Origin of the sequence: Flavivirga abyssicola (assembly GCF_030540775.2) — a bacterium.
Taxonomy (GTDB): Bacteria; Bacteroidota; Bacteroidia; order Flavobacteriales; family Flavobacteriaceae; genus Flavivirga; species Flavivirga abyssicola.
Window position 1 is genome coordinate 1,206,679 of the sequence record NZ_CP141266.1, and the last position, 26,556, is coordinate 1,233,234.

Below are 26,556 nucleotides of genomic sequence, written 5' to 3' on the forward strand. Positions count from 1 at the left end.
TACCAACTTTTATAACCCCAAAATAATGAATTTACCTACAAAAACTGCTAGAGTAATGCTCTTTTGCATGCTCTTAAGTCTATTTAATTGCAATGAAAAAGCAAGTAAAAATAGCGATGAAGTCACGTATATTCCAAGAAACTCTTACTTTGTAGACAATCACCAAAGTGTAAAAGTTTACAGAGACAATATTTACAGAAAACCTATGAATGGCCATTTTATAGTTGGTGATAAAACAACTAAATGGGAAGAATTTCATATAGAAAATGGCATTTTGCACGGCGATTATTATTTCTATCACAAAAATGGAGAAGTCTTTATGCATTCCATGTACAAAAATGGGAAGCTATATGGTCAAGAAAAAACTTTTTTCACTTCCGGAAAAGTGAAAAAAGTCAATAATTATAAAAACGGTTTACTTGACGGAAAATCCATTTCTTATTTTGAAAATGGTGAAACATTGTCTGAATCGGAATTTAAAGAGAATAAGCCTATTGCTTCTGTAACATATAATGATAAAGGGGACATTGAATCTAAAATGTATATAGAAAAAGGGCAAAGCATAACACAATCTATTAAAAACGGAAAAGTGTTTAAAGAAGAAATAGCATCTAATTATGATGATTTTAAAGGCGTAAAGTTTTATAATGACGATAGCTCCCTAGATATCTACTTACAGATGATAGATGAAGGCACAGAGACTTTTTTAGTTGAATTAAATGAAGAAGGTAAAGAAATAAAACGTATTAATTTTGCTACTAACCCAAGAGAAATCTCAAAATACAGAAAATATATAAGTAGTCTTTAAGATTAAAAAACAAATAGTTAATAATGTAAGCCTCACTTTTAAGTGGGGCTTTTTGTTAGCTAAAAGAGCCTAAATTAATCGGCTTACTTTTGCTCGTAGCTCTGGCAATACCTCAACATCAAACCAAGGGTTTTTTGTTAACCAAAACCGATTTCTAGGTGATGGGTGCGGTAAGGGTAAATAGTTTTTTGGTAAGTACTCTTTATAATTCGCTACTGTTTCCGTTAACGTTTTCTTTGCCTCTTGTTTTAAATAGTATTTCTGGGAATACATGCCTATTAAAATAACCAGCTCGATATTTGGCAGCTTATCTAATAACGGTTCGTGCCATTGCGGAGCACATTCTGGTCTTGGTGGTAAATCGCCTGTCTTTCCTTTTCCTGGGTAACAAAAACCCATGGGAATTAAGGCAATTTTAGTTTCATCGTAAAACTGCTCATCGGTAACACCTAACCATTTTCGCAATTGCCTACCGCTGGGATCATCCCAAGGAACACCCGTTTTATGAACACTTGTTCCCGGAGCCTGACCAATAATAATGATTTTAGCATCTGGATGTGCTGCTACAATAGGACGAGGCCCCAATGGTAAATGTTCTGAGCATATTGCGCATTGTCTAATATTATAAAGCAAATCATCCATTAAACGAAATTTATTTTTTACTGAGTGGCTCTTCATCAAAAGAAAGGCCATCGAAACCTGTTTTAATAAAATTCCTGATATTTTGATGACCTGAGCCATTAGGATCGTTCAATACATCATCAAAATAAAACGTTCCGAAGCATGCCAAAGTTTCTTCTTTTGTTAAATCTTGTGCTTTTGCAAAAGCAAACAGCTTACAAGACCCAGAGTTCTCCCCTTTTTTATTTTGCAAGGCTCCATTTGTAAATGCTACTGGTAAAAAGTTATAATTTGCTTCAATAATGTCCATCGTTTCAGAAAATTCGATGTTTTTTGGCTCGTTTTTAAGTTTATCTTTAAATACTTCTATAGTCATTACATTTTATTCTTACCGCCAACAACAATTACAATTTCGCCTTTTGGTGGTTTATTAGTATAATATTCTAAAACCTCTTTTGCGGTTCCTCTAACAGTTTCTTCATAAAGCTTTGTGAGTTCCCTAGACACAGATACTTGCCGTTCTTCTCCAAAATACTCGCAAAAGTGACCAAGTGTTTTTACTAATTTATGCGGGCTTTCATAAAAAATAATGGTTCTGGTTTCTTCTGCCAGCACTAATAATCGTGTTTGTCGTCCCTTTTTAACAGGTAAAAAACCTTCAAATACAAACTTATCGTTTGGCAATCCTGAATTCACTAAAGCAGGTACAAAAGCCGTTGCCCCAGGAAGACAATCTACTTCTATATTATTTTCTATACAGGCTCGTGTTAATAAAAACCCCGGATCGGAAATTGCTGGTGTTCCTGCATCACTAATCAATGCTATGGATGTCCCGCTCTTTAACTTCTGAATAACACTATTAACCGTCTTATGCTCATTATGCATATGATGCGATTGCATATGTGTTGTAATTTCAAAATGTTTTAAAAGCTTTCCGGAGGTACGCGTATCTTCGGCAAGAATTAAATCAACTTCCTTTAAAATGTCAACAGCTCTAAAAGTAATATCTTTTAAATTTCCTATAGGTGTTGGTACGATATAGAGTTTGCTCATTAAGCTCTAATTTGTTTTCCTAAAAAATAAGACGGGAAAATTAGTAATAATCCATAAAGTGAAAACCCTAAAATACCGTGTCCTGCATAATAATGCGCAGCTGTTGCCAATACCATATCAAAGAAAAAACCAGCATAAGCCCATTCTGTTAACCAAGTAATTTTCCGCCATAAAATCATAACAATACCTAAAACTTTTAATATTGCTAATGGAATCACGATATAAGTTGGGTAATTAAAACTCTCGAAAAAACCTTTAATCATTTCTGTACTCGTAAAATACATAGAGGCAGAATACGCCATCAATAAGCACAGAAGTATTGTGCAGGTCCAGTATAAAATTTTGTTTATTTTCATTAAGTTATGGTCGAAAAGTTTTATTCAAACTTACTTTCAACAATTTGAATAAATCGCGTTTCAAACTCTTCTTTGCCAATCCAATTGTTATAATCTGGTTTTATAATGTCTTCTATTAAAAGCTTAGCATCATCAAAAGTAACAGAGGTATTTAGCTGAGATATTACACGATCGTAATCTTCACTTTTACCATCAAATAAATGTTTTATAAAAGCTATTTTATCATTAAGCCCAATATTAAACCCGCCTGTTTTTAATTTTTCATTCAAAGATCTTTTTTCATCTTTTTTTCCATTTCGTGATTTAGAAACAGGCTCAAAAACTGGTGTCTCTTTAAAACCTGAAGTAATTTCTTCTAGATCTGTTTTATGATATTGCTTCGGAATGGCTTCTTCAAAAATAGCATCAACTTCTTGAGTTTCATGTGGCATCTGTGCTACCATATCCTTAATTGTTTCTATAACTGGCTCCATAATATCGTCATCTTCAACCTCATCAAGATTAATATAAATTTTATCTTCAATTTCAATATTATCGCTAACCTTATTATTAAATGCTTTATCTAACATACCAAAAAAGGACGAGTCGCTCCCAATTGTTGGTATCCCTTCTTCAAAATTCTCATGTGCAAACTTTAATACCGACAACGTTTCATGAAGTGCTGATACTTCTGCATGCATTTTAACAACATCTTCCTTCCCTTTTAATTTAAGAATTCTGTGTGCTATGCTAATGAGTTCCGACTCTAACTTCTTCTTCATTATTTATAATTTTTAAATTATTGCTATTTTGGCTTTTGATTTTAATAAATTTGCGTCACCTTTATACAAACGAATAATCGCTTTGTTTTAGTGCTAAAATTACGAAATGTTTCTCGAAAATACAGTAAATCATAAAGAACAATTTGGATGGATTGAAGTTATCTGTGGTTCCATGTTTTCTGGAAAAACAGAAGAATTAATCCGAAGACTTAAACGTGCGCAGTTTGCAAGACAAAAAGTAGAGATTTTTAAACCTGCTGTTGATGTGCGCTACAATGAAGAAATGGTGGTCTCGCATGATGCTAACGAAATTCGTTCAACACCTGTTCCTGCTGCAGCTAACATCCCAATTTTAGCAGATGGTTGTGATGTTATTGGTATTGACGAAGCACAATTTTTTGATGATGAAATTGTAAGGGTCTGTAACGATTTAGCCAATAAAGGTGTTCGGGTTATTGTTGCTGGTCTTGATATGGACTTTAAAGGAAACCCTTTTGGACCTATGCCATTTTTAATGGCGACAGCAGATTATGTTACAAAAGTACATGCCGTTTGTACTCGAACTGGTAATTTAGCTCAATATAGTTACCGTAAAGCTAAAAGTGATAATTTAGTACTTCTTGGTGAAGTTGATGAATACGAACCCTTAAGTAGAGCTGCTTATTATAAAGCCATGATGCGTGATAAGGTTAGAAATATGAAAGTTAAAGATGCCGAAGAAGTGACTCCTAAATCTAAAAACTCCGATGCCTAAAGCGCAAGAAACCGTACTTGAAATTGATTTTAAAGCACTTAAACACAATTTCGAGTATCTAAAATCAAAACTCCAAAACAACACCAGGTTTTTAGCAGTCGTTAAAGCTTTTGGCTATGGAAGTGATTCTTGTGAAATAGCTAATTATTTGCAAAAACTAGGGGCTGACTACTTTGCTGTAGCATATATTAATGAAGGCGTGGCCTTGCGCAAAGCTGGTATTACAAAACCTATTTTGGTATTACACCCGCAAGCTGTAAATTTAAAAACATTAATAGCGTATTCCTTAGAACCTAGCTTATATAATGCAAAAATATTAAAGGAATTTATTACTATTGCTTCAGCAGAAAAACAAAATAATTATCCTGTTCACATAAAATTCAATACAGGTTTAAACCGTCTTGGTTTTCAGGAAAATGATATTGATTATATTACCTCAGAAGTAGAAAAAACAAACGCTATAAAAATAGCATCTATCTTTTCTCATTTGGCTGCTAGCGAAGATTTAAATGAAAAAGTATTCACTTTAAATCAAATTGCAAGCTTTAATACCATTTCTAAAACCCTAATTGACAACCTAACTTATAAGCCTGTACTCCATATGTGCAACACTTCGGGAATATTAAATTATCCTGAAGCACATTTTGATATGGTTAGAGCTGGTATAGGGCTTTATGGATTCGGAAATTCTGAAAAAGAAAACAAAAATCTAATTCCTATTGCAACCTTAAAAACAGTAATTTCTCAAATTCACAACATAAAAAAAGGAGAATCTGTTGGTTATAATAGAGCTTTTAAATCTAATTCATTTTTAAAAACAGCCACACTCCCTATTGGTCATGCAGATGGTATTGGTAGACAATATGGAAATGGTAAAGGTTTTGTGACCATAAAGGGGCAACAAGCTCCTATTGTTGGAAATGTTTGTATGGATATGATTATGGTAAATGTATCCAACATAGATTGCAAAGAAGGAGATGAAGTCATTATATTTGGAAAGGACATCACCGCAGAACAATTAGCAGATACCACAAACACAATCTCTTACGAACTAATAACATCTGTTTCTCAACGTGTTAAACGTGTTTTTTTGAAATAAGCAACTTAACAAATGTTTACTTTTAAACTATTTTTATCTATTTTAGTATTCGCTAACTAAAAAATTTTAAAGATATGCTTAAAGAGTTTAAAGAATTTGCAATGAAAGGCAACTTAGTCGACATTGCTGTCGGTTTTGTAATGGGTGCTGCTTTTAATAAAGTAGTTGCTTCATTTACTGGGGGTATAGTATCTCCATTAATCGGATTAATTTTCAATTCAGATTTCAAAGACTTAAAATATGTCCTTAAAGAAGGGGTTGCTAATGCTGATGGTGTTATAGAAGGCGAAGTATCTGTACTTTGGGGAGCTTTCTTAACGAATGTAATTGACTTTATTATTGTGGCATTTGTGATGTTCATGATAGTTAAAGGTGTTAACAAAATGAAGAAAAAAGAAGAGCCAGCTCCAGAAGCACCCACAGGTCCATCACAAGAAGATTTACTTGCAGAAATAAGAGATTTATTGAAAAAATAACGATTTGTTAAATAAATAACATCGTGTTATTTGTTGTTAAAAAGACCTCATTACTAGAAAATGAGGTCTTTTTTTAGATTCTAAAATAGAATTAATACTTAGTTTTGTATCATAAAAAATTTATTAAATATTAAATAAAATGAAAGTAGCAGTTGTAGGAGCCACAGGTATGGTTGGCGAAGTGATGCTTAAAGTATTAGAGGAACGTAATTTTCCTGTTACAGAATTATTACTTGTAGCATCTGAACGCTCAGTTGGAAAAAAATTAACTTATAAAAATAACGAATATACCGTAATTGGTTTAGCTGATGCCGTTGCTGCTAAACCACAGATTGCTATTTTTTCTGCAGGTGGTGACACCTCTGTAGAATGGGCTCCTAAATTTGCAGAAGTTGGCACTACGGTCGTTGATAATTCTTCAGCTTGGAGAATGGATCCTACTAAAAAACTAGTAGTTCCTGAAATTAATGCCAGTGAATTGACTAAAGAGGATAAGATTATTGCTAATCCTAATTGCTCTACCATACAAATGGTTATGGCATTAGCTCCATTGCATGAAAAATATAAAATGAAACGTGTTATTGTTTCTACATACCAATCTGTTTCTGGTACAGGTGTAAAAGCTGTAAAACAATTAGAAAACGAAATAGCAGGTATTGATGGCGAAATGGCATACCCTTATCCTATTGGAAGAAACGCATTACCGCATTGTGATGTGTTTTTAGAGAACGGATACACAAAAGAGGAAATGAAATTAGCCAGAGAGCCTCAAAAGATATTTAATGACAGAACATTCTCTGTATCTGCTACTGCAGTTCGTATTCCTACTGCAGGTGGACATTCGGAATCTGTAAATGTAGAGTTTGAAAATGATTTCGATTTAGCCGATGTTCGTAAAATGCTTCATGAAACACCTGGTGTTGTTGTACAGGACAATACAGATACGAATACCTATCCTATGCCTATTTATGCACATGATAAAGACGAGGTTTTTGTAGGTAGAATTCGTAGAGACGAAACGCAACCAAACACGTTAAATATGTGGATAGTTGCCGATAATTTACGTAAGGGCGCTGCAACAAATACCATTCAAATAGCAGAATATTTGGTGGAAAATGATTTAGTGTAGTATAGATCAATCTTAGTTATACTATAAAAACTCCTATATGCTTATATAGGAGTTTTTTTGTTTATTTTTGGTACAATCAAAAATTCATTTCATCATGAAAAAACTAATGATTAGTCTTTTAACCGTTATAATTATAATGAGTTGTAAAAAAGAAAACGAACAGAAAAAAACTATTATTGTGAACTATCCTGCAACCAAAACCGTAGACACCCTAGACACATATTTTGGTATTGAAATAAAAGACCCATACCGTTGGCTTGAAGACGATAGAAGCCCGGAAACTGAAGCTTGGGTAAAAGCTCAAAACAAATCGACTTATAGCTATTTAGATAATATTCCATTTAGAAAAGAACTTAAAGAACGCCTTTCCAGTTTATGGAATTACGAAAAAATAGGTGCTCCTTTTATAGAAGGCGATTATACTTATTTTTATAAAAATGATGGCTTGCAGAATCAATATGTTATCCATAGAAAAAAAGAACATAATGAAGAATCTGAAGTTTTTTTAGACCCAAATACGTTTTCTGAAGATGGCACCATATCCTTAGGAAGTGCAAGTTTCTCTAAAGATGGTAGCATCTTAGCATATTCTATTTCTGAAGGTGGTAGCGATTGGAGAAAGATTCTTATTATGAATACTGAAACCAAAGACATTATAGAAGACACACTTATAGATGTAAAATTCACCCAAATAGCATGGTATAAAAATGAAGGCTTCTATTATTCCAGCTACGATAAGCCCGAAGGCAGTGAGCTTTCTGCAAAGACAGATCAGCATAAAGTATACTATCATAAATTAGGAACATCGCAAAAAGAGGATGCTCTGGTTTACGGAGGTACTCCAGAAGAGAAACACCGCTACATATATGCTAATGTTACCGAAGATGATAGGTATTTAGTAATTACACCTCGTGTTTCCACATCCGGAAACAAATTATATATAAAAGATCTTACTATTCCTAATAGTAAACTAATTCCTATTTTAGATCATACAGACAGTGACACATATATTATTGAAAATGAGGGCAGAAAACTATTTCTAGTTACAAATCTTAAGGCTCCAAATAAAAAAATAGTTACTGTCGATGCTTCCAACCCTACATCAGAAAATTGGGTGGACCTCATTCCAGAAACCAAACATGTTTTAAACCCATCAACAAGCGGTGGTTACTTCTTTACTGAATATATGGTTGACGCTATTTCTAAAGTGATGCAATATGACTATAATGGTAAGTTAATTAGAGAGATTAAACTCCCAGGTGTTGGAAACGCAAATGGTTTTGGCGGTAAAAAAGAAGAAAAAGTAGATTATTATTCCTTTACAAACTACAATACCCCTTCTAGTATTTATAAATTGAATATTGAAACAGGCGAATCTGAATTGTATTGGAAGCCTTCTATAGAATTTAATAGTGATGATTATGAGAGTAATCAAGTGTTCTATACATCAAAAGACGGCACCAAAGTTCCTATGATAATTACGCATAAAAAAGGCATGGCATTAGATGGTAAAAACCCAACCATACTTTATGGTTATGGTGGATTCAATATTAGTTTGAATCCTGCGTTTAGCATTACCAATGCTGTTTGGATGGAACAGGGAGGTATTTTAGCCGTTCCAAATCTTCGTGGTGGTGGCGAATATGGTAAAGCATGGCATGATGCAGGAACTAAACTGCAAAAGCAAAATGTATTTGATGACTTTATTGCCGCTGGCGAATACCTAATAGAAAACAAGTACACATCTTCTAATTATTTAGCAATAAGAGGAGGGTCTAATGGTGGTTTGTTAGTTGGGGCAACCATGACTCAACGACCAGATTTAGCCAAAGTTGCATTGCCTGCTGTGGGCGTACTAGATATGTTACGATACCACACTTTTACTGCTGGTGCAGGCTGGGCTTATGATTATGGAACGGCAGAACAGAGCAAAACCATGTTCGAATACTTAAAAGGTTATTCACCAGTACATAATGTTAAAGCAGGCGTAGAATACCCAGCAACATTAGTAACTACAGGGGATCATGATGACCGTGTAGTGCCTGCACACAGTTTTAAATTCGCTGCCGAATTACAAAGCAAACAAACTGGTAATAATCCAACTTTAGTACGTATTGAAACTGATGCTGGCCATGGGGCTGGAACACCTATTAGCAAAACCATAGATCAATATGCCGATATTTTTGGTTTTACATTATTCAATATGGGCTTTGAAGTACTGCCAACTAAAACAAAAGAGAAAGTAAAAGGTTAGGATAATTTGGCTACATATAAAACTACAGAAATCTACACGCATGTAAGTACATCACATTTAAACAGTATCACAAGTCCACTAGATTTGTTATAGGAAATACATTTCAAAATAAGTACATTTGAAAGTGAAATAAACGCCATAGAGTGCGTTTGTATAATTGTTGTGCGTCATTTAAAAGAACCTGTGAAATACATTAAACTTATTTTAATTCTGACTTTTTTTAGTTCGTGTTCAACGAATAAATCAATAGTTGGTTTATATGGAAAGTGTGGAAAAAGTTACTTTGCTTGTACTCAAATCGAACTAAAATCCGATAACACTTTTGAGTATTTCATTTTTATGGATGTTGGTGGCGAAAATGTTTTAAAAGGAACTTGGAAGAAAATTTCTAACGACACAATTGTAATAAATACTAATAAGCAACCTGAATTTCCAAAGACAACATACACAGGAAAAGTAAATCCCATTTTAAAGGGGAAAGTAAAAATTCGTATATCTGACAAAAATGGTTCTTTAGGAGCTTCGAATGTTTTCATAAATGACCGAAATCAAATTAAAGTGGCTGACAAAAACGGAATTGCTGAATTTGAGGTTGATTCGATAAAAAATATTGAATATGGATTTTTGAGTCAAAGTGAAAAAATTGAAGTTGACAATCCGAATTACAACGAAATAGAAATTTTAATAAAAGACTTGGATTTGAATGCTATACCAGAATTTATTACGAATGAAAAAATTATTTTAAAACGGAATAAAATAATAATAGATACCAATTATGTTTATAAAAGAACAAGTCTAAAAAATAAACAATGGAAATAAAAAACGAACGCACAACAATGGCTATAATTAATACGGATTTTGGTGCTTAATCCAAAGTTTAGTGTATTTTTATAATGTCCGCCAAATCTTTTGATTTGGCTTTAAAAATGAAAAATTAAAACAAAATAAAAAGTTTTGGCTAAGTACTTAATCGGAAGTTAATCGCTTATTAATTCCCGTACTAATCATAGCCGAGACGTTGTGTGCAATTCGAAAAAAGAAAATCTACTGACTTTAAACTTCAAAAATATCGCCTTAGAATCAATTGGACTAATATTAATTGGTTTCGGAGCAGAGAAACTATACGTAGCATCTCAATCTGAAAAATATTTAGCTCTGTTTGCAAATGATTTCGATAAATTTCAAACTTCGACAACTGAAAGCCCTGGCTGGTTTCTTACAAAAAGTGCACTATGGAGATTTGGAGCTTTTGGTACAGTATTTCTATTAATTGGGCTTTTTAAGTTATGGAAAAAAAACAAAAAAGGACTTTTGGATTCAATAGTATCATTTCTGTTCGCTTTTGCATTAATACACTTAGGTTTTTATGATGCTAAATTTTCAAATTCGATCATAAATTTTCTAGGTAGACTTATTTCAGATAAATTGAATATTATATGCATTATTAATGGATTATTTTGGTCTACATTAGGTCTTTTAATTATTTGGATTACAATAAAAAAACTACACACAACAAAGTATATAAAAAATTGCTAGTTTTACCTAAACCTATGTGAGTTGCTAGTTTGTTAGCTTCTGATTTTCATTCGGAAAATCCTCGCACGCAAACTCCGCAACTTTCCATATACAAACACGTTGTGTGCAAGCTGAAAAATGAACTACTCAAGAAACAAAATAGAACTTGAAGAAAATGGATATTCCGTTTTAGCTGACTTGTATTCGGACAACGAAATAAGCCGAATTTTAGCTTGTATCGAAAATGCTGAACAAGATGGAAACTCGGTTTATGAAAACAAAGGATTTGTTTGCCATTAGACAATTAATCAAAAATGTACCTGAATTGAGCGAATTGTTGTTTAACAGAAAACTGACTGGATTAATTGCTGACCTTTCCAAATCTGAATATTTCCTGACAAAAGCCATCTATTTTGATAAACCAAGCGAATCGAATTGGTTTGTTGCTTACCATCAAGATTTGAGCATTTCAGTTGACAAAAAAGCTAATTTGAAAAATTATGTGAATTGGACTTTTAAAAAAGGGCAACACGGGGTTCAACCACCAATTGAGATTTTACAAGACACAATAACAATCAGAATTCATTTAGATAAAACGGACAAAAACAACGGAGCCTTAAAAGTAATCCCGAAATCTCATTTAAAAGGAATAGTTCGTGCTGACTCAAAAGATTGGAATATAGAAAACGAATTTGTTTGTGAAGTAGAAAAAGGCGGAGTAATACTAATGAAACCTCTGACTTTACACGCATCGAACAGAACTACAAACGGAAAGAAAAGAAGAGTAATACATTTAGAATTTAATAAGCATAATCTGACTGAACCGCTGGCTTGGTTGGAACATTATGGAATAATAGCCAGCACACAACAACGGCTATAAGTAATTGCTTGGACATGGTATGTGCCAATCGGAATATTCTCCGAATATTCCTCACTCTGCGTCTTTTTGCTAACTTAGTACTTTAAGCAACTACCATAGCTTTGAACGTTGTAACACATTCGCTAAACCAATAAATAACAGTCTAATAAAATGAAAATATTAATTTTTGGAGCCTCTGGTTCAGGAACCACAACTTTTGGAAAAAAAATTGAGGGAAGGACTGATTTTAAACACTTAGATGTAGATAACTATTATTGGAAAAAAACTAATCCACCCTACCAAGAAAAAACACCTTTGATAGAGCGAAATAAAAATCTCAAAATTGACTTTGAAAAATTTGAAAATATTGTCGTAAGTGGTTCAATGGTAAGTTGGGGAAAGGAATGGGAAACAGCATTTGATTTAGCCGTTTTTATCCAATTAGAAAACACCGAACGAATGGAACGACTAAAAAAACGTGAAAATCAACGTTACGGAAAAAAACTTTTAACTGACACAAAAATTCAACAGAACTCGAAAGCGTTTCTTGAATGGGCTAACCAATATGAAAACCCAAACTTTCAAGGAAGAACATTAAAGATTCATAATAATTGGATCGAATTACTGGATTGTAAGGTATTGCGTTTAAATGGGGCTAATGATTTGAATGATAATATAGAAATAATAATAAACGAAATAAAAACGTGTTACAACAATGTATAACCACAATTACGGCGGATTCGACTACGTCCGAATCCACTCGGAATTACTAAAGTCAGTGTCAAACCGAAAATTAACGCATATTAACCCGTAACTGACGGTTATATGAGACCATTGTATGCAATTTGAGAAACGTAAATAATTGATATATGAAAACAGTGAAAATTTTGTTGTGTTTTACATTTATCACAATGATTATCGGAAATGTAAACAGTCAAAATACAAACAATTTGAAAATGGATTCTCTAATTGAATCTTACAAGAGTTTGACCGACAAAAAAAATGAATATGATATTGAGTTTGTAGAAAACAAAAACACTTTGATTTTTAAATTTAAAACTCAAAACTCTGAAGAAATCGCATATAAAGTAATTCTGACTGACATACATCCACAAGGAATATTTCGTTATGAATTGGACAATAAAAACTTCATAAGAATTTTATCAATCGATAATGGACATCGCTTTATTAAAGACGGATTTAGAGTTTCTCATACGACAAACATAATTGATATCGAACTGCCAAAAAATATAGATTTAAAAAAAATCAACAGAGTAATTAAAGATTTGAAAAGTATTTTAAAGAAACCTGTAATTGAATCTGATGAAATTATAATTGTTGGTCCGGAGTCTAAAAATGAAAAATAAAAAAACTGCATACAACACAGTATATAAAAAATTGCTAGTTTTAGCTAAACCAAAGTTTGTTGCTCGTTTGCTAGCTTCTGATTTTCCTTCGGAAAATCCTCGCACACAAACACGCAACATTTCATATACGTAAACGTTATAGCACATTAAGACCAACCAAGATTACCAATGAACAAAATCGGATTTATTTTATTCCTATTAACAATCGGATTTATTTCCTGCAAAAATTCTGAAAAAGAAGTTGATAAATTGGAAATTGTCAAAAAATATTATGAGGTTCTTGACAAATCAAATGTTTCTGGAATCGAAACTTTGTTGACCGATAGCCTTTTGACAAGGGAAACCGAATATGACTATGAACAGACATTTTCTAAGAAAGAATATGTTGAATGGTTAAAATGGGATTCAGTATTTGACCCAACTTATAAAATCCTAGAAATTGACCAAGAAAACGGTTTTGTAAAAGCTAAAATTTCAAAAACGGACAAAAGAATCTCTTTCCTTCACAAAGAGCCAATTGTCACTAACCAAGTCATCCGTTTTGAGAATGATAAAATAATCAGCATTGAAACAACAAAATATGTGATTTTTAACGATTCAGTATTTGTTAAAACTAGAGACGGACTTATAAATTGGATCGACAAAATTCATCCTGAATTGAATGGATTTATCCACGACCAAACAAAGAATGGAGGAATGAAATACTTAAAAGCGATTGAACTCTATGAAAATAAAAAATGACGTCTACAACATTGTATAGAAATAATGCTTAAATTTAATTCTAAATCAAAAGGTTAGTGAGTATTTGGCTACTCTAATTTTCCTACGGAAAATCCTCGGACACAAAACCGCACTATTCTTATACGTAACCGTTGTACAACATTTGCAAAAAAATGAACTTTCGATTTTTACCTATATTATTTTTAGTTTTTTTCAATTGCAAAAACGTGATTGAAAAAAAAAGTGAACAACAAAAAATAGTTGTTGATTTAACTGAATTAGAAAAAAAATATTCTGACCTAAAAACTCATTTTGGAGAGGAAAATATTCAAATTGATTATTATGGAGATTCATTTAATAAAATAAGAATAACACATATACCATCTGGAAAAATACAGTTAGGAGAAAAACATAATACACAAATTGAAAATGCTGTTCAAGCATTAGAAAAATTAAAGATGAAATTAATTTCAAAACCAAAGCTTGAAATTAAATCAAATTCAATATTAGTTGAGTTTCTTGAAAATCCTATTGACCTACAAGAATTTAAAAGAAAAAAAGGGAAACATTTTACAACTAGTGTAACTGGTGGAACTGAATATTATTTCACTCCAAAAATTCAAGACTCAATCTTTTACGTTTATTATTATCCTGATTTAGATAAAGAACCTATTGATATTGACCAAATTATTGTTTTTAAATCAGGTAAAAACAAACACACTTACCAAGACAAAACCGAAGTCATTATTGAAATTAGAGTTTTTAATGAAGATTCTGATTTAGGCAAAGCAAACCTTGTCGGACTTTCAAAAACAGAATTGGAATCGGAATTTGGAAATGATTATCTGACTTTTAATAATGGAATCGCATACTCGAATAAAAATAAGATTTTGACTATTGAACTTGATAACTCAAAAGTAAAATCGTTTAGGTATATAAAACTGAATACGGAAAATGTTGATCAAGATTTAATTCGACAAATAGTGAAATAAAAAACGTTGTTCAACACTGTATAAAACTAATTGTTAGTGGAAGCCTACTTACAAAAATCCGCGAGGATTTTTTATTCGGTTTGCATTTGCTAAATTCGTTGCTAAACCACGCAACTAATCTTATACAAACACGTTGTAACACATTTGACAAAACACAAACTATGGGATTTTTTAAGAACCTTTTCGGTAAAAAAGAAATAAGTGAATTGCCAAAAAAGACAGAACAAAAAGAAGCAGAACAAGTCGAAGAAGAACCTTATGGAATTGATAAGGATTATGCGCACGAAAGAGCTATCGAATTAGTTCCTGAAGAGTTTTTTTGGTCAGGTATTGACGATTTAGCGCCATTTGGTTCAGATGATGGAGATATGGCATTATCAGAATTTAGAGATTGGAAAAAAGCTAATCCGAACACAGATACTTATGAATGCCTAAAATGGACGATTGAAGGAGTTTCTGAGAAAAATTTAACGGAATATAATGAAAACATACTCGATAGAACTCTGATTAAACCACAAATCAAAGATAATAATTTTAACGACCAGCATTATATTTTTACTGTTGATATTTCAGTAATTGCGACTGGATTTGGACAATTAGTTGACGAAGGGAAAATTGACGAAAAGAACAAACCCATTATTCAATTAGCAATTGACCGACAAAAAATCTGGGCTGAATTAGCTACTGATTGAGAATATCGAATCGAATATATTGGAAATTTAAGTGTATTAGATAGAGTATTGAAAATTGCATAAAAACGTGCTACAACATTGTATAAAAATAATGCTAAATTAGATGCTTAATCAAAGGTTAGTACGCTTTTGTTATGTCTGATTTTCCTGCGGAAAATCCTCGCCACAAAATCGCACTATTCTTATACTAAACATTGTAGCACATTTGACAAAAACTAATGAACAAACTATTAAGCTTAATCTTTCTATTAATATTTACTACACCAATATTTAGCCAAATAGACACTACTAAAGTTTCTTTTATTGCATATTGGTCAAAAGGTGACACTTACAATTTTAAGGTCACTAAAATCAAAAAAATGTGGACGAATGATAAACTGATAAAAAATGATTCAACGCAATACATCGCTAATTTCAAGGTAATTGACTCAACCGAAAAGTCCTATACAATTCAGTGGTCATACAAAAACTATCTAATAAATACATATAAAGAAAATCTGAATAAAATTTACGAGGACAAAAAAGCAGTTAATGAAATTGTCAAAAAATATGATATTACTAAGATCCTATACAAGACAGATGAGTATGGTGAGTTCTTGGAAATTATTAATTGGAAAGATATAAGTAATTTAATGAGTGATATGCTCGGGGAATTAGAGAAAAGTATTCAGGCTCGTAAACCAGACAAATTAAAAGAAGTAAAGCAGGCAATGGAACCTTTATCCAAAATTTTTAGTTCTAAAGATGGAATTGAACAATTAATACTTTATGAATTACAATATTTTCATTTTCCTTTTGGAACTGAATACGATACTGATATACCATTTGAATATGAACAAGAATTACCAAATATGGTTGGTGGAGAACCAATTAAGGGTAATGCCAAATTATCAATTGTAGAAGTTGACTTTGAAGAACTTTATTGTGTTCTTAAAGAAGAAGTGAAATTAAATCCTAATGATACCAAAAGGCAAGTAATAATGTTATTAAAAAAAATGGGGATTGAGGGAGAAAAAGCTAAAGTAATAATGGAAACTGCGGTTTTCGATATTACTGACTTAAATTACTACCAGTACTACTATGACCCAGGAATTCCACATAGAATTTATGGAAGTCGAAAAACGTTGGTAAATATGGAAAATAGCAAAGCGGAAAACTTTGAGGAATTGGAAATTGAATTAATCTACGAAGAATAAAAAACGTGCTACAACAACGTGTCTAATTCATTGCTAGTTCTAGCCTACTTACGAAAAAAGGATTACAATTAATATATAAGTTTTTCATAAATATTTGTATGTACAACTATTTATTATATCTTTGAACTGACTATTAAAAATAATAAAGTGGAAAAAAAGCTAATAAATTATCATCAGCAATGTCTGTTTTTCTCAGCAAATTCATTGGCACGTTCGATAAACGATATGACTGATAAGGCTTTTGCAGCCACAGGAATTTCTGCTTCTTATGGTCATTTGATTTTAATTCTTGCTGAACGACCTGGATTGAGTCAAAATGATTTGAGTAAATTAATAAATGTTAAGGCATCCACCATGACACGTTTTATTGATAAGTTAGAGCAGCAGGATTTAGTTGAAAGGAAACACGAAGGTAGAACTACAAGTGTATTCCTTACTGAAAACGGAGAAAAAATGAAGCCTGTAATTATGAGTGCGTTGAGATCCTTGTATGAAGATTATTGTGAAGTCTTCGGAAAAGAATTTGCAGAAAAATTAACAGCAGATATTCATTCAGCAAATATGAAAATAATGGAGTAATTTTTTAATTCCAAATATTTGTATGTACAACTTAATATATAAATAAAAATGAAAACACTAATAATTTTAGCACATCCGAATCTCAAAAATTCATTAGCAAATAAGACAATAATAAACGAATTAATAGAAAGTGATTTAGACATTGAAATTCGTAATATTTCGGAATTATATCCAGATTTTAATATTAATGTTAATGCAGAACAAGAAGCACTTGTAAAAGCGGATAATATAGTATTTCAATTTCCTTTTTATTGGTATAATATGCCTTCCATTTTAAAGCAGTGGTTCGATGCTGTATTTGAATATCAATTTGCTTATGGTTCAGAAGGAGATAAATTAAAAGGTAAAAACTTTATTCCAAGTTTTACAGTAGGTGGCTCAATAGAGTCATATACTTTTTCAGGTTATAATAATTTTCCAGTAACAGATTTCACAAAAAACTTAGAGCAAACTTCAAATTTTGCTCAAATGCATTATACAAAACCAATTTTTGAGAACAGTATGGTTTACCTAGAAGGTATTTATAATGTAAAGGAAGAAATAATTGAACGTGCTAGAAAACAAGCAAAACGAGTATTAAAACACTTACTTTATTTGCAAACAAAAAGTAAAGATAAAAAAGGGACTGTATGTACCTAATATAGGTAAACCATTAAAATTATTTATCATACAATACTAACAAAAAATATAGAAAAATATGCCAATAATAAAATTTGTATCAGGAAAAGTGACTAAAGAAATAAAGCAAAAACTCATTAAAAAATTAACAAATATTTCAGCAGAAATTACAGGGATTCCAAAGGAATCATTCTTCGTATTGATACACGAAATACCTGATGATGATATTGCAGTTGGAGGAAAAACCGTAAAAGAAATAAAAAAACATTGAATAAATAACAACTGGCTACAACAAAGAACTGAGTTAAAAAATTACATGCCCCACTTAGCTTTAAGTATATATTCTAAAAACAAAAAAGCTTGCATTTCCGTGCAAGCTTTTTTAATTAAAGTGGGGAGAGCAGGATTCGAACCTGCGAAGACGTAGTCAGCAGATTTACAGTCTGCCCTCGTTGGCCGCTTGAGTATCTCCCCCAAACTGTGCGCAAATATATTACTGTTCTTTAATTCTACAAAATAAAAATATCATATTTTTTTACAACTCGTAACGTAATCTAAATGATAGAAATAGAGGCTGAATGTAATATTCTGTGGCACTTACAGATACATTACTTGTACTGCTATTGTTTTGCGATTTCGTATCAAATAAGTTGGTTGCTTTTATTTCATATTCAAGCTTAGCATCTTTATTTTTTCGATACGATAAAGATGCATTTAAAAACTCATAACTATTTATGGTACCAGATGCATTACTAAAATTATTATACGAGTAATCTGCTCTAAAAGTAAAAGATTTTAATATAAGTGCATCCACCTCTACTGAGGGTGTCTTGGTAAAAAATTTAGTATTATTAGTCCCTTGATTGTTATCTTGAATTCTATAGCGATATCTAAGATCAATATTGGGAGCATTTCTAAAATTAGTTCGCACACCCGCTCTATAGGTTTGTGAAAAACTTTCATTAACAGACTGTACATTTTGCACAAATTGATTAAACTTTGAATAGTTAAAACTCCCTCTCAAATTCGCTTTGATTTTCCCAAAGGTGCGTTCAAACTTCCCATTAGCACTTAAACTTTCGTCTGCAAAATCAGAATTAAAAGGCGAACTAACCCGTACCACACTTCCGGGTTCGAAAGTTGATGTGTTTCTTACTTTATCTATGCTTTTGTTATAATTAATATTGGCAGTCACATTTGTATAATTAAACATATTAAAACTAAAATAGGATAGATTTACATTATGTGATAAGGCATTCTCTAGCTCTGGATTACCCGAAAACAACGCATTATAATTATTTAGCACCAAACCACTTGCAAATCTTGATACATCTGTAAACTGTGTTTGCATCCTGTAATTTAAAATAATTTGCTCACTCTTTTTTAGCTGCATTCTCATATTAAAATCTGGTAGCAATCTGAAAAAATTATCAGTTATCTGATTATCAAATTGCATGTTTTTCGCACTATATGCGTGTGCTGAAAAACCTGGTGTAAATGTAAAAACACCTAACTTTAATCTATAATGCACTCCTAAATACAAATCACTAAAATTGTATTCAATATCGTTTGTATCTATACCATTATTAATGGTTGGTGTTGGATTAAACTGAGAATCATTATCCAAAAACTGAAAAATATTTGAGTTGAATTGTTGACTACTCAATATAGTTCCCAAGGTAAAATTGATATCACTCTTATTATTTATAATGTTCCAATAATCTAATTTCGCATCTGTCTGATTCGATTTTATACGCTTATCTTGTGCCACATTATAATCTAATTGTGCACCGTCTAAACCTAAATTATTTGCTGTGTCATCATAATTTGCCTTATCTTCTAAGATAGCATTATAAAAAGGATCTTCATCTTGTAATAAATGCTGAACTTCCAGTGCAAAAATATTGGTATCGTTTAGTGTATAGTAATAGTTTAAATTCTGATTAATGCTATAAGGACTCGATTTTTCCAACTGATTAATATCTCCTATAACTGATGAGAAGAAACCTTGATCTTGTGATTCTTTTGATACGCGACCCAAAATATCATAATCTAATTGATTATTGGTGTTAGGCTTATATTTGGCAGATAATTTTAACATACCCAAATCACTACGTTGAGTGGTATTGCTTTCGGTGTTTTCATCGGGAATACCTAAATCTGGATTTGTATATTTTACATCTCTATCTTCTTGTAATTCTATTTTACTATTAGAGAAAATAGCAAAACCACTTAAGTCTAATGCCTTATTAGGTGACCAGCTAAAATTTGCTGCTCCAAACTTAGTATTAATGTCTTTTGCTCTATTATTCTGAACTGTTAAAAACCCAAGGTTATTACTTCCTAAATTAATATTGGTACCGCTCTGTCTGCCCGGCCTTCTATACCCGCCTGTAAAATTGAAATAATCGCGTCGTGTGAAAGCAATTTCCCCTGCATTATTTAGATCCGTAATAACATTGATGCTGTATTCTGGACTATAATAAAATAGTTTTGGTTGAAATAAATACAACTCATTTTCATTAGAAGCACCGCCACCAGCAGTAATATTACCAAACCAAAAATTCTTTTTCCCTTCCTTTAGTTTAATATTAATGGCAATATTATCCTGATTATTGGTTACTCCGCTTAACTGACCTACTTCGGCATAATTTTTAAGTACTTCAACTTTATCTACAGCATTAGAAGGAATATTTTTTGTTGCTAATTTTGAATCTCCATCAAAAAAGTCTTTGCCTTCAACCATCACTTTAGAAACTACTTTACCTTCTACTTCTACATCACCATCATCATTGATTTCTACACCTGGTAAATTCTCAAGTACATCTTCTAATTTCCTTTCTGTGCCTCGGTTAAAAGAATCTGCATTATAAACAATCGTATCTCCCTTTATGGTCACTGGCATTTCGTAAACTAATTCTATTTCATCTAAAGCATTATCATATTGTAGTATGAAATTTTTTGTAATAGGGTCTTCTTTAATTTCTAATAGTTCTTCACCTGTTTTTGTGCCTATGTAAGTTACTTGAATTTTATATACTGTATTCTTTTTTAAACTAAGTTTATAACGTCCTTTATCGTTTGTGATACCATAGGAATCCAAAGCTTTTGTTTCTTGATTTATGGCCACAACATTAGCCAACTCTAGGGGGGTACCTATACTATCTTTTACGACACCTTCCAGCTTGATTTGGGCAAGAAGAGAACTTGTTACCAGCAAGAAGAGTAACGTGCTTATTTTAAATTTCATGATATGTTTTTTGATTGGTTATATGCTTATAAAAACTACCTTCTCCTTCCACCTGGACGACCACCACCTCTTCTAAAGTTTTCTCGCATTTCCTCAGTTTTCTTTTTCACAATAGCATGGTATGTTTCTTTTGATACTTCTTTTCCTTTTGAAGGCTTTTTTATATCATCTTTCTCCTCTGGATTCAAGATAATTTTAGAACATAAAATGGTTGTTCTCCCCTCATTAACTTCCAAAATTAAACCTGGGAGCCCCCAATACTCGCCAGGTCCTTGATTTACTGGGATTTGAGGTGTATACCATACCTCGACCTTAACCAAATTAGGTCTTACTTCTTTTGTAGAAAGGTCTTTGGTACTTGCAGAATCCTTTTCTTTACTTCCAGTTCTATCTGGCCTTCTAAATCTATTGAAATCAAAATCCGTATTCGTTTTTGTAGTTGTTGCCTTAAAACAAGTATACTTTCCTATTTGTTTTGTTTCACCAGTCATCATCCACTTTAATTGTGGCAAAGAATCTTTAATCAAAAACTGCTTTCCGAAAAACTCTTGGTCTTGTAACAATGTTTGCTCTTTCACGTTCTTATATTGATTGCCTGCTGTAAAACTACTCATCATACTTCCCCAACGTCCAGTACTAGCTCCGGGAGCTTCAAGTTTTTCTTCTTCTTTATAAATAGATTCTATCTGATTAAACGTTAGGATATATGTTTTCTCAAACATGCTTTTCATTCGTGATGCTATACGTTTTTTTTGATCTTCGCTCATTTGCCTTCCGCCAAACCTACTCATATCAAGAGTTGTCTTAGTTTGATAATACGCTTTTCCCTGGAAGTTTTTTTGGGCGAATGCCATGGAAAACACGAAAAACAAAACAAGAGTTGCTAATCTTTTAGAATTCGTTTTCATTGGAATAGGATATTTTAGTTAGGTTATTAAAATGATGTTTCAATTTTAATTTGACTAAAACCATCCTCTGTAGTTTAATTACTTAATGTTAAATAACTCTTAAAATTATCCGCTCACCATCATCGCCGCGTAATTCTATATACAAATTGAAATAAAACAATAACTTTATTATTATCTATCAAATTCTATAATGGCTAATTTGGATGTATTTCATTTTGAAAACACTATTAATAATATCATATCAAATTATTAATATTCTAAGATTTGGTTATAAATTAATTTGCTAATAAGTGGTAAGGTTTTTGTATTTTTCAAGTCGGTATGAAATATACAATCTATCTTTTTTTACTTCTATCTTGTTCAATACATGCTCAAAAGGCTATTGAAACCTCCTTTATTAAAAAAGCAAACTTTAAAGCTAGCCAACTTATTACTATTGACAATTTTGAAACCAAGTACTTTATACGCAATAATGTTTTTAATAAAAAAGATGCCCATACAACGATTACTTACAATAATTTACAGCTCGGTAATATAACTACTGCCAATGCTTTTAACCCTTTAAAAATAAATTTATTTTACAAAGATTTTAATAGTGTTATAATTCTTGATAACCGGTTAGCTGAGATATTCAAAATTGATTTTAATGCTCTCCCAAAATATAAAAATGCATCACACATTTCTACAGGACACGATAATACGATATGGGTTTTTGACGAGAATAATCAAAAACTAGAACTTTTTGATTATAGAACGCTTACCACACGTGCTCAAACTGTACCCATTCAAAGTACTATTTTAGACTTAAAAAGTAATTACAATTTTTGTTTTTTACTCACAAAAAACTATTTGTATACTTATAACTATTTTGGAAGCTTAGTTAAAAGAATAAAAAACGACGGATATACCCAATTAGCTGAAAGCAACGGAGATATATTTTTAAAAAAGGAAAACGATCTGTTTTATTTGAAAAAGGGTAGTGAAACTACAATTCCAATATTAATACCAAATTTATTAATAAATGCGTTTTTTGTAACCAACGAAACCTTGTATATTTACGCAAACGAAATCTTACATGAGTACAAAATAAAAATTGACTGAAAATTATGCATATTGCTATTGCTGGAAATATTGGTGCCGGAAAGACCACTCTCACTAAACTATTAGCAAAACATTATAAATGGGAAGCACAACTTGAAGATGTTGTAGACAACCCATATTTAGACGATTTTTATAATCAAATGGAGCGTTGGAGCTTTAATCTACAGGTATACTTTTTAAATAGTAGATTTCGTCAAGTGCAGCAAATTCGCCAAAGTGGCAAAGATATTATCCAGGATAGAACCATTTATGAAGATGCCCACATTTTTGCTCCTAACTTGCATGCTATGGGTTTAATGACAAATCGTGATTATGAAAACTATAGGTCGCTTTTCGATTTAATGGAATCCTTAATTAAAGGTCCAGATGTCTTGATTTATTTGCGCAGCTCTATCCCTAATTTGGTGTCTCAAATACATAAACGTGGTCGTGACTATGAAAATTCAATTAGTATTGATTATTTAAGTCGATTGAATGAGCGTTACGAAGCATGGATTCATGGTTATAATAAAGGAAAGCTTTTAATTATAGACGTTGATAATTTAGATTTTGTAGATAACCCTGAAGATTTAGGTAACGTTATTAATACTATTGACGCAGAAATTAACGGGTTATTTTAACATAAAGTTTCTTAAATCTTATTCAACAAATGCCTGATCTAGTCATTTCTCTATAACTTAAAACAGCTTTATTACTAACTAAACTACATCGTCTCCAGAACTATAAGTTCTTTGAATTACCACTCATCATCCTGTACTTTACCAGTCAAATAGTTTAAAAGACTTCTATTTATTTTATTAAGCAAAGCTTCTATTTGTGATGAAACCTTTTCGTAACCTTTCTTTATTTTTCCTTCTTTAGAATAAAACTTGTGTTTTTTTAAACCTATTGTTTGCTTTTTATTACTGGAAGCTATTTTATATTTCAATTTTTTGGGCTTAAACCTATATTCACCGTCTCTAAATCTTAGCTCTATCGTATACTCCAATCCTTCACAGTTGTAATCTGGTTCTTCTCCAAAACAAATAGCATTATCTGTAAAACCATTAAAGCTAATTTTTTCGCTTGGTTTTGCTTTTTCCATTTCATCAGAATCATCAGTTTTGTCTGTCTTATCATTTTTAATAATGACGTTGTCTGCATCTTTATATTTTTCATTAAGCCATTCTTTTGCTTTAGATAGTAATTCATGTCTATCCATTCCTTCTACAATCACGGTGAAATTTCTGGGCTCCAATCCATTTTCACCATAAACAAACTTGGTATTTTCAGAATGGGTGCTATTATTATTTTGAGCATAAGAAAAAGTCGAAACAAGAATAATTGTAAATAGGATAATATTTTTCATAACTAATTTTAATAATTTAAAATAACTATTACTTCTATATCCCAAATTTAACAAATAAATTCATACAAACACACAATCTATTCATAATGGATAAATTGATACATTAACTAAACAATCATTACAAGCCTATGTATGTAAATAAATTTCTTTACTGCTAAAATTTAAGTTTAAGGCAAAAAAAAGAGCTACAATTTCTTGTAGCCCCAAAATAACATATTATGAATACTCTAATTAATCTTAAGATAAATCATCAATGCTAGCGCCTGATGCATTTTTCTTTACTGAAGCTATTCCATTCTCCATGGCGCTTGTAGTTGAGTACATTTCACTGGTACCTATAACTTGCCCATTCGTAGCTTTTAAGTTAAAATAAGGGCTTCCTCCTTTTGACTCTAAGCGTTCGTATCTTGCATCATCTGTTGAATTTTTCTTTACAGATTCAATACCATTATTACATCCAGATTTCGCAGCATAGCCTTCACTTGCAAGAATTGATTGCCCGTTACCAGCTTTTAATCTAAATCTAAATTCGCCTCTTTTGTCTTTATAAATTTCAAATTTTGCCATTCTTATAAGGGTTTAAAAAATTAAGTTTAGTATTAAGACACATGCAGGAATAAAAAGTCACATAATGGGTGAAATAAAAAAACTTAATTTTTCAACTTGTCAATTTCTAATTGCAATTCCAATAGTTTTGCTGCTAAGGCTTTGACTTGATTGTTTTCATTTTTTAGTTTTTCAATTTCAGTATTTTGAACTTTTAATTGTTTCTGCTGGTCAATAGTATATAATGTTAGTTCTTCGATTTTCTGTAACAGTTTGGCATTCATGTCTCCTAGATAAATACCGTTTTCTAATACCTCCTCTTTAGAAGGAATATTTTCTAAATGCCCATTCTTTAAAATATGTGCTTCAACTTCTTCCAAAGAAGGTAAATTGTATGTTTTCTCAAAAACAAAATCAGACCATGTTCCCACTTCTACTTTAATTTCTCTTGCTCCTACGGTTCCTTCAACTGCTAATTTGTGAGTCCCCACAGATGCGGTTCCAACACCAATTTGTCCAGAAGTATTGATAACAAAATCTTTACCTTGTGTCCAGTCAGACCCCCGTCCAATTACAAACTTATCTCCTTCAGAATTGTCAATACCAGTAACCCACCTATAACCACCTGTTAAAAAATATTGTAATTTTGCGTCACCAACACCATCTTGCTCAATAGTAACTCCAGTATCAGTACCTGTACTTGCATCATTATTATATATGTGAAGTTTGCTAAAAGGAGTTGTTTTTCCAATACCAACTTTTCTATTTACAACCATCATATCCATTTGATTAAGATGAGATGGGTTGTTAAGTGATGACAATCCAATACCCCTTTCATTAGATAATACTAGTCTCATTCCACCACTATAACTTAAATCTTTCAATTGTAGAATTTTTTTTGTTCCAAATGACATCGTAAGTCTATCATAGTTGTTATGCTTGGTTGCAATTCTAAAATAATAATCGTCATTATTAGTGCTTAACTTAAAAGCAGCATCATGACCTTTAATATCTAAAAGATTATCTCTAGATGGATATTTTCCAATTCCAACTTGTCCATTTTCACTTATAATCATGGGGTGTTTATCTCCATTAACTCCAAAAACTAATCCATTATGATCAGGTGATCCACTATAACCAGATAATGCTCCAAAATATTCATCTGTAGAAGTTATATATGCTCTTCGATCTCCATTCGTTTGAGTTAAAAATTGTAATTTTCTTTTACGTCCCATAGAAATATCTCCGTTGACTTCAAGTTCAGTTTTAGGTTGAGAAGTTCCAATACCAACATTATTAGTATTAGTATCATAGTAAAAATCAGAAGCTGTCGTCGTACCGCCGGTACCAATAGCCACATTTGTTTGCGCTTGTATTCCAAAATTTATTGCTAGTAACGAAATACCCAAAATTATTTTTTTCATGTTTTTATGGTTTAATTAATAATATTATTTCTAATGGTTTTTTAGTATCTAAATAGAGAAAAACAAGTCTGTTTTATAACACAAACTACATATAGCTTCTAAGATGCCTCTAAAATTATAATATGTATTT

31 protein-coding genes and 1 tRNA gene are annotated in these 26,556 nt (G+C 31.7%); 21 read left to right on the forward strand and 11 right to left on the reverse strand.

Translation table 11 applies throughout. The annotated features are described in order from the left end of the window. Positions 1–25: 25 nt before the first annotated feature. Entirely contained in the window at positions 26–808 is a 783-nt protein-coding gene (locus Q4Q34_RS04825) for a toxin-antitoxin system YwqK family antitoxin (protein ID WP_303318784.1), read from the forward strand. 69 nt (positions 809–877) lie between these two features. On the opposite strand, the gene Q4Q34_RS04830 is transcribed toward Q4Q34_RS04825, so the two are convergent. From Q4Q34_RS04830 to Q4Q34_RS04850, 5 genes are read right to left on the reverse strand one after another with little or no spacing between them, the layout of a single operon-like run. Next, positions 878–1,450 carry a uracil-DNA glycosylase family protein gene (locus Q4Q34_RS04830; protein ID WP_303318785.1) on the reverse strand — a complete coding sequence of 191 codons (573 nt, stop codon included), beginning with the start codon at positions 1,448–1,450 and terminating at the stop codon, positions 878–880. Between the two features lie 10 nt (positions 1,451–1,460). Then, positions 1,461–1,805 (reverse strand): HopJ type III effector protein, encoded by a 345-nt coding sequence (locus Q4Q34_RS04835; protein ID WP_303318786.1) that lies wholly within the window; start codon positions 1,803–1,805, stop codon positions 1,461–1,463. After that, positions 1,805–2,482 carry a 16S rRNA (cytidine(1402)-2'-O)-methyltransferase gene (rsmI, locus tag Q4Q34_RS04840; protein WP_303318787.1) on the reverse strand — a complete coding sequence of 226 codons (678 nt, stop codon included), beginning with the start codon at positions 2,480–2,482 and terminating at the stop codon, positions 1,805–1,807. Before rsmI ends, Q4Q34_RS04835 begins: the two co-directional genes overlap by 1 nt. Further along, entirely contained in the window at positions 2,482–2,838 is a 357-nt protein-coding gene (locus Q4Q34_RS04845; protein ID WP_303318788.1) for a DoxX family protein, read from the reverse strand. Before Q4Q34_RS04845 ends, rsmI begins: the two co-directional genes overlap by 1 nt. 20 nt (positions 2,839–2,858) lie before the next feature. Beyond that, the gene (locus Q4Q34_RS04850) at positions 2,859–3,599 is read right to left on the reverse strand and encodes a hypothetical protein (protein ID WP_303318789.1); all 741 of its coding nucleotides are present in this window, start codon (positions 3,597–3,599) and stop codon (positions 2,859–2,861) included. Between the two features lie 106 nt (positions 3,600–3,705). Here Q4Q34_RS04850 and Q4Q34_RS04855 point away from each other — a divergent pair, with 106 nt between their 5' ends. The 18 genes from Q4Q34_RS04855 (at position 3,706) to dmpI (ending at position 18,120) form a co-directional block, all read left to right on the forward strand. Next, complete coding sequence (locus Q4Q34_RS04855) at positions 3,706–4,353, forward strand: thymidine kinase (protein ID WP_303318790.1); 648 nt, start codon at positions 3,706–3,708, stop codon at positions 4,351–4,353. Continuing rightward, positions 4,346–5,452: an alanine racemase gene (gene alr / locus Q4Q34_RS04860; protein WP_303318791.1), complete on the forward strand. Its 1,107-nt coding sequence runs from the start codon at positions 4,346–4,348 to the stop codon at positions 5,450–5,452. The genes Q4Q34_RS04855 and alr overlap by 8 nt, the downstream gene beginning before the upstream one ends. A 74-nt stretch (positions 5,453–5,526) precedes the next feature. Further along, entirely contained in the window at positions 5,527–5,928 is a 402-nt protein-coding gene (gene mscL, locus Q4Q34_RS04865; protein WP_303318792.1) for a large-conductance mechanosensitive channel protein MscL, read from the forward strand. A gap of 139 nt (positions 5,929–6,067) precedes the next feature. Further along, complete coding sequence (locus tag Q4Q34_RS04870; RefSeq protein ID WP_303318793.1) at positions 6,068–7,057, forward strand: aspartate-semialdehyde dehydrogenase; 990 nt, start codon at positions 6,068–6,070, stop codon at positions 7,055–7,057. A gap of 94 nt (positions 7,058–7,151) precedes the next feature. Further along, entirely contained in the window at positions 7,152–9,311 is a 2,160-nt protein-coding gene (locus Q4Q34_RS04875) for a prolyl oligopeptidase family serine peptidase (RefSeq protein ID WP_303318794.1), read from the forward strand. Positions 9,312–9,494: 183 nt separating this feature from the next. Further along, positions 9,495–10,130, forward strand: a complete 636-nt coding sequence (locus Q4Q34_RS04880) for a hypothetical protein (RefSeq protein ID WP_303318795.1) — start codon at positions 9,495–9,497, stop codon at positions 10,128–10,130. A 201-nt stretch (positions 10,131–10,331) separates the two neighbouring features. Then, on the forward strand, positions 10,332–10,847 hold the full coding sequence (locus Q4Q34_RS04885) for a hypothetical protein (protein WP_303318796.1): 516 nt from the start codon (positions 10,332–10,334) through the stop codon (positions 10,845–10,847). Positions 10,848–10,964: 117 nt separating this feature from the next. Beyond that, positions 10,965–11,126 (forward strand): hypothetical protein, encoded by a 162-nt coding sequence (locus tag Q4Q34_RS04890; protein ID WP_330444589.1) that lies wholly within the window; start codon positions 10,965–10,967, stop codon positions 11,124–11,126. Beyond that, positions 11,098–11,706: a phytanoyl-CoA dioxygenase family protein gene (locus Q4Q34_RS04895; protein ID WP_330444590.1), complete on the forward strand. Its 609-nt coding sequence runs from the start codon at positions 11,098–11,100 to the stop codon at positions 11,704–11,706. The genes Q4Q34_RS04890 and Q4Q34_RS04895 overlap by 29 nt, the downstream gene beginning before the upstream one ends. Before the next feature lie 150 nt (positions 11,707–11,856). Then, the gene (locus tag Q4Q34_RS04900) at positions 11,857–12,408 is read left to right on the forward strand and encodes an AAA family ATPase (protein ID WP_303318797.1); all 552 of its coding nucleotides are present in this window, start codon (positions 11,857–11,859) and stop codon (positions 12,406–12,408) included. A 146-nt stretch (positions 12,409–12,554) separates the two neighbouring features. Next, a complete protein-coding gene (locus Q4Q34_RS04905; protein WP_303318798.1) occupies positions 12,555–13,052 on the forward strand; it encodes a hypothetical protein in 498 nt (165 codons plus the stop codon). 168 nt (positions 13,053–13,220) lie between these two features. Continuing rightward, entirely contained in the window at positions 13,221–13,793 is a 573-nt protein-coding gene (locus Q4Q34_RS04910; RefSeq protein WP_303318799.1) for a hypothetical protein, read from the forward strand. Between the two features lie 206 nt (positions 13,794–13,999). Next, on the forward strand, positions 14,000–14,764 hold the full coding sequence (locus Q4Q34_RS04915) for a hypothetical protein (RefSeq protein ID WP_303318800.1): 765 nt from the start codon (positions 14,000–14,002) through the stop codon (positions 14,762–14,764). Between the two features lie 161 nt (positions 14,765–14,925). Next, positions 14,926–15,456, forward strand: coding sequence for a hypothetical protein (locus Q4Q34_RS04920; protein WP_303318801.1), 531 nt, complete (start codon positions 14,926–14,928; stop codon positions 15,454–15,456). A gap of 218 nt (positions 15,457–15,674) precedes the next feature. Beyond that, on the forward strand, positions 15,675–16,652 hold the full coding sequence (locus Q4Q34_RS04925) for a hypothetical protein (RefSeq protein ID WP_303318802.1): 978 nt from the start codon (positions 15,675–15,677) through the stop codon (positions 16,650–16,652). Positions 16,653–16,877: 225 nt separating this feature from the next. Further along, the gene (locus Q4Q34_RS04930) at positions 16,878–17,231 is read left to right on the forward strand and encodes a MarR family winged helix-turn-helix transcriptional regulator (protein ID WP_303318803.1); all 354 of its coding nucleotides are present in this window, start codon (positions 16,878–16,880) and stop codon (positions 17,229–17,231) included. 48 nt (positions 17,232–17,279) lie between these two features. Next, entirely contained in the window at positions 17,280–17,870 is a 591-nt protein-coding gene (locus tag Q4Q34_RS04935) for an NAD(P)H-dependent oxidoreductase (RefSeq protein ID WP_303318804.1), read from the forward strand. A 58-nt stretch (positions 17,871–17,928) separates the two neighbouring features. Continuing rightward, complete coding sequence (dmpI, locus tag Q4Q34_RS04940; protein ID WP_303318805.1) at positions 17,929–18,120, forward strand: 4-oxalocrotonate tautomerase DmpI; 192 nt, start codon at positions 17,929–17,931, stop codon at positions 18,118–18,120. A gap of 121 nt (positions 18,121–18,241) precedes the next feature. On the opposite strand, the gene Q4Q34_RS04945 is transcribed toward dmpI, so the two are convergent. From Q4Q34_RS04945 to Q4Q34_RS04955, 3 genes are all read right to left on the reverse strand, one after another. Beyond that, a tRNA-Tyr gene (locus Q4Q34_RS04945) sits at positions 18,242–18,323 on the reverse strand. Between the two features lie 61 nt (positions 18,324–18,384). Further along, entirely contained in the window at positions 18,385–21,099 is a 2,715-nt protein-coding gene (locus Q4Q34_RS04950) for a TonB-dependent receptor (RefSeq protein WP_303318806.1), read from the reverse strand. A 35-nt stretch (positions 21,100–21,134) separates the two neighbouring features. Next, the gene (locus Q4Q34_RS04955; RefSeq protein ID WP_303318807.1) at positions 21,135–22,007 is read right to left on the reverse strand and encodes a GLPGLI family protein; all 873 of its coding nucleotides are present in this window, start codon (positions 22,005–22,007) and stop codon (positions 21,135–21,137) included. 321 nt (positions 22,008–22,328) lie between these two features. On the opposite strand from Q4Q34_RS04955, the gene Q4Q34_RS04960 reads away from it, so the two are divergent. Together Q4Q34_RS04960 and Q4Q34_RS04965 are read left to right on the forward strand one after the other, a co-directional pair. After that, positions 22,329–23,108 carry a hypothetical protein gene (locus Q4Q34_RS04960; RefSeq protein ID WP_303318808.1) on the forward strand — a complete coding sequence of 260 codons (780 nt, stop codon included), beginning with the start codon at positions 22,329–22,331 and terminating at the stop codon, positions 23,106–23,108. 5 nt (positions 23,109–23,113) lie between these two features. Next, positions 23,114–23,728 (forward strand): deoxynucleoside kinase, encoded by a 615-nt coding sequence (locus Q4Q34_RS04965; protein WP_135876818.1) that lies wholly within the window; start codon positions 23,114–23,116, stop codon positions 23,726–23,728. 116 nt (positions 23,729–23,844) lie between these two features. Here Q4Q34_RS04965 and Q4Q34_RS04970 read toward each other — a convergent pair whose 3' ends face one another. The 3 genes from Q4Q34_RS04970 to Q4Q34_RS04980 form a co-directional block, all read right to left on the reverse strand. After that, positions 23,845–24,456: a hypothetical protein gene (locus Q4Q34_RS04970; protein ID WP_303318809.1), complete on the reverse strand. Its 612-nt coding sequence runs from the start codon at positions 24,454–24,456 to the stop codon at positions 23,845–23,847. A gap of 237 nt (positions 24,457–24,693) precedes the next feature. Then, positions 24,694–25,023 (reverse strand): YegP family protein, encoded by a 330-nt coding sequence (locus Q4Q34_RS04975; RefSeq protein ID WP_303318810.1) that lies wholly within the window; start codon positions 25,021–25,023, stop codon positions 24,694–24,696. Positions 25,024–25,106: 83 nt separating this feature from the next. Beyond that, positions 25,107–26,426 carry a hypothetical protein gene (locus Q4Q34_RS04980; RefSeq protein ID WP_303318811.1) on the reverse strand — a complete coding sequence of 440 codons (1,320 nt, stop codon included), beginning with the start codon at positions 26,424–26,426 and terminating at the stop codon, positions 25,107–25,109. Positions 26,427–26,556: the final 130 nt, after the last annotated feature.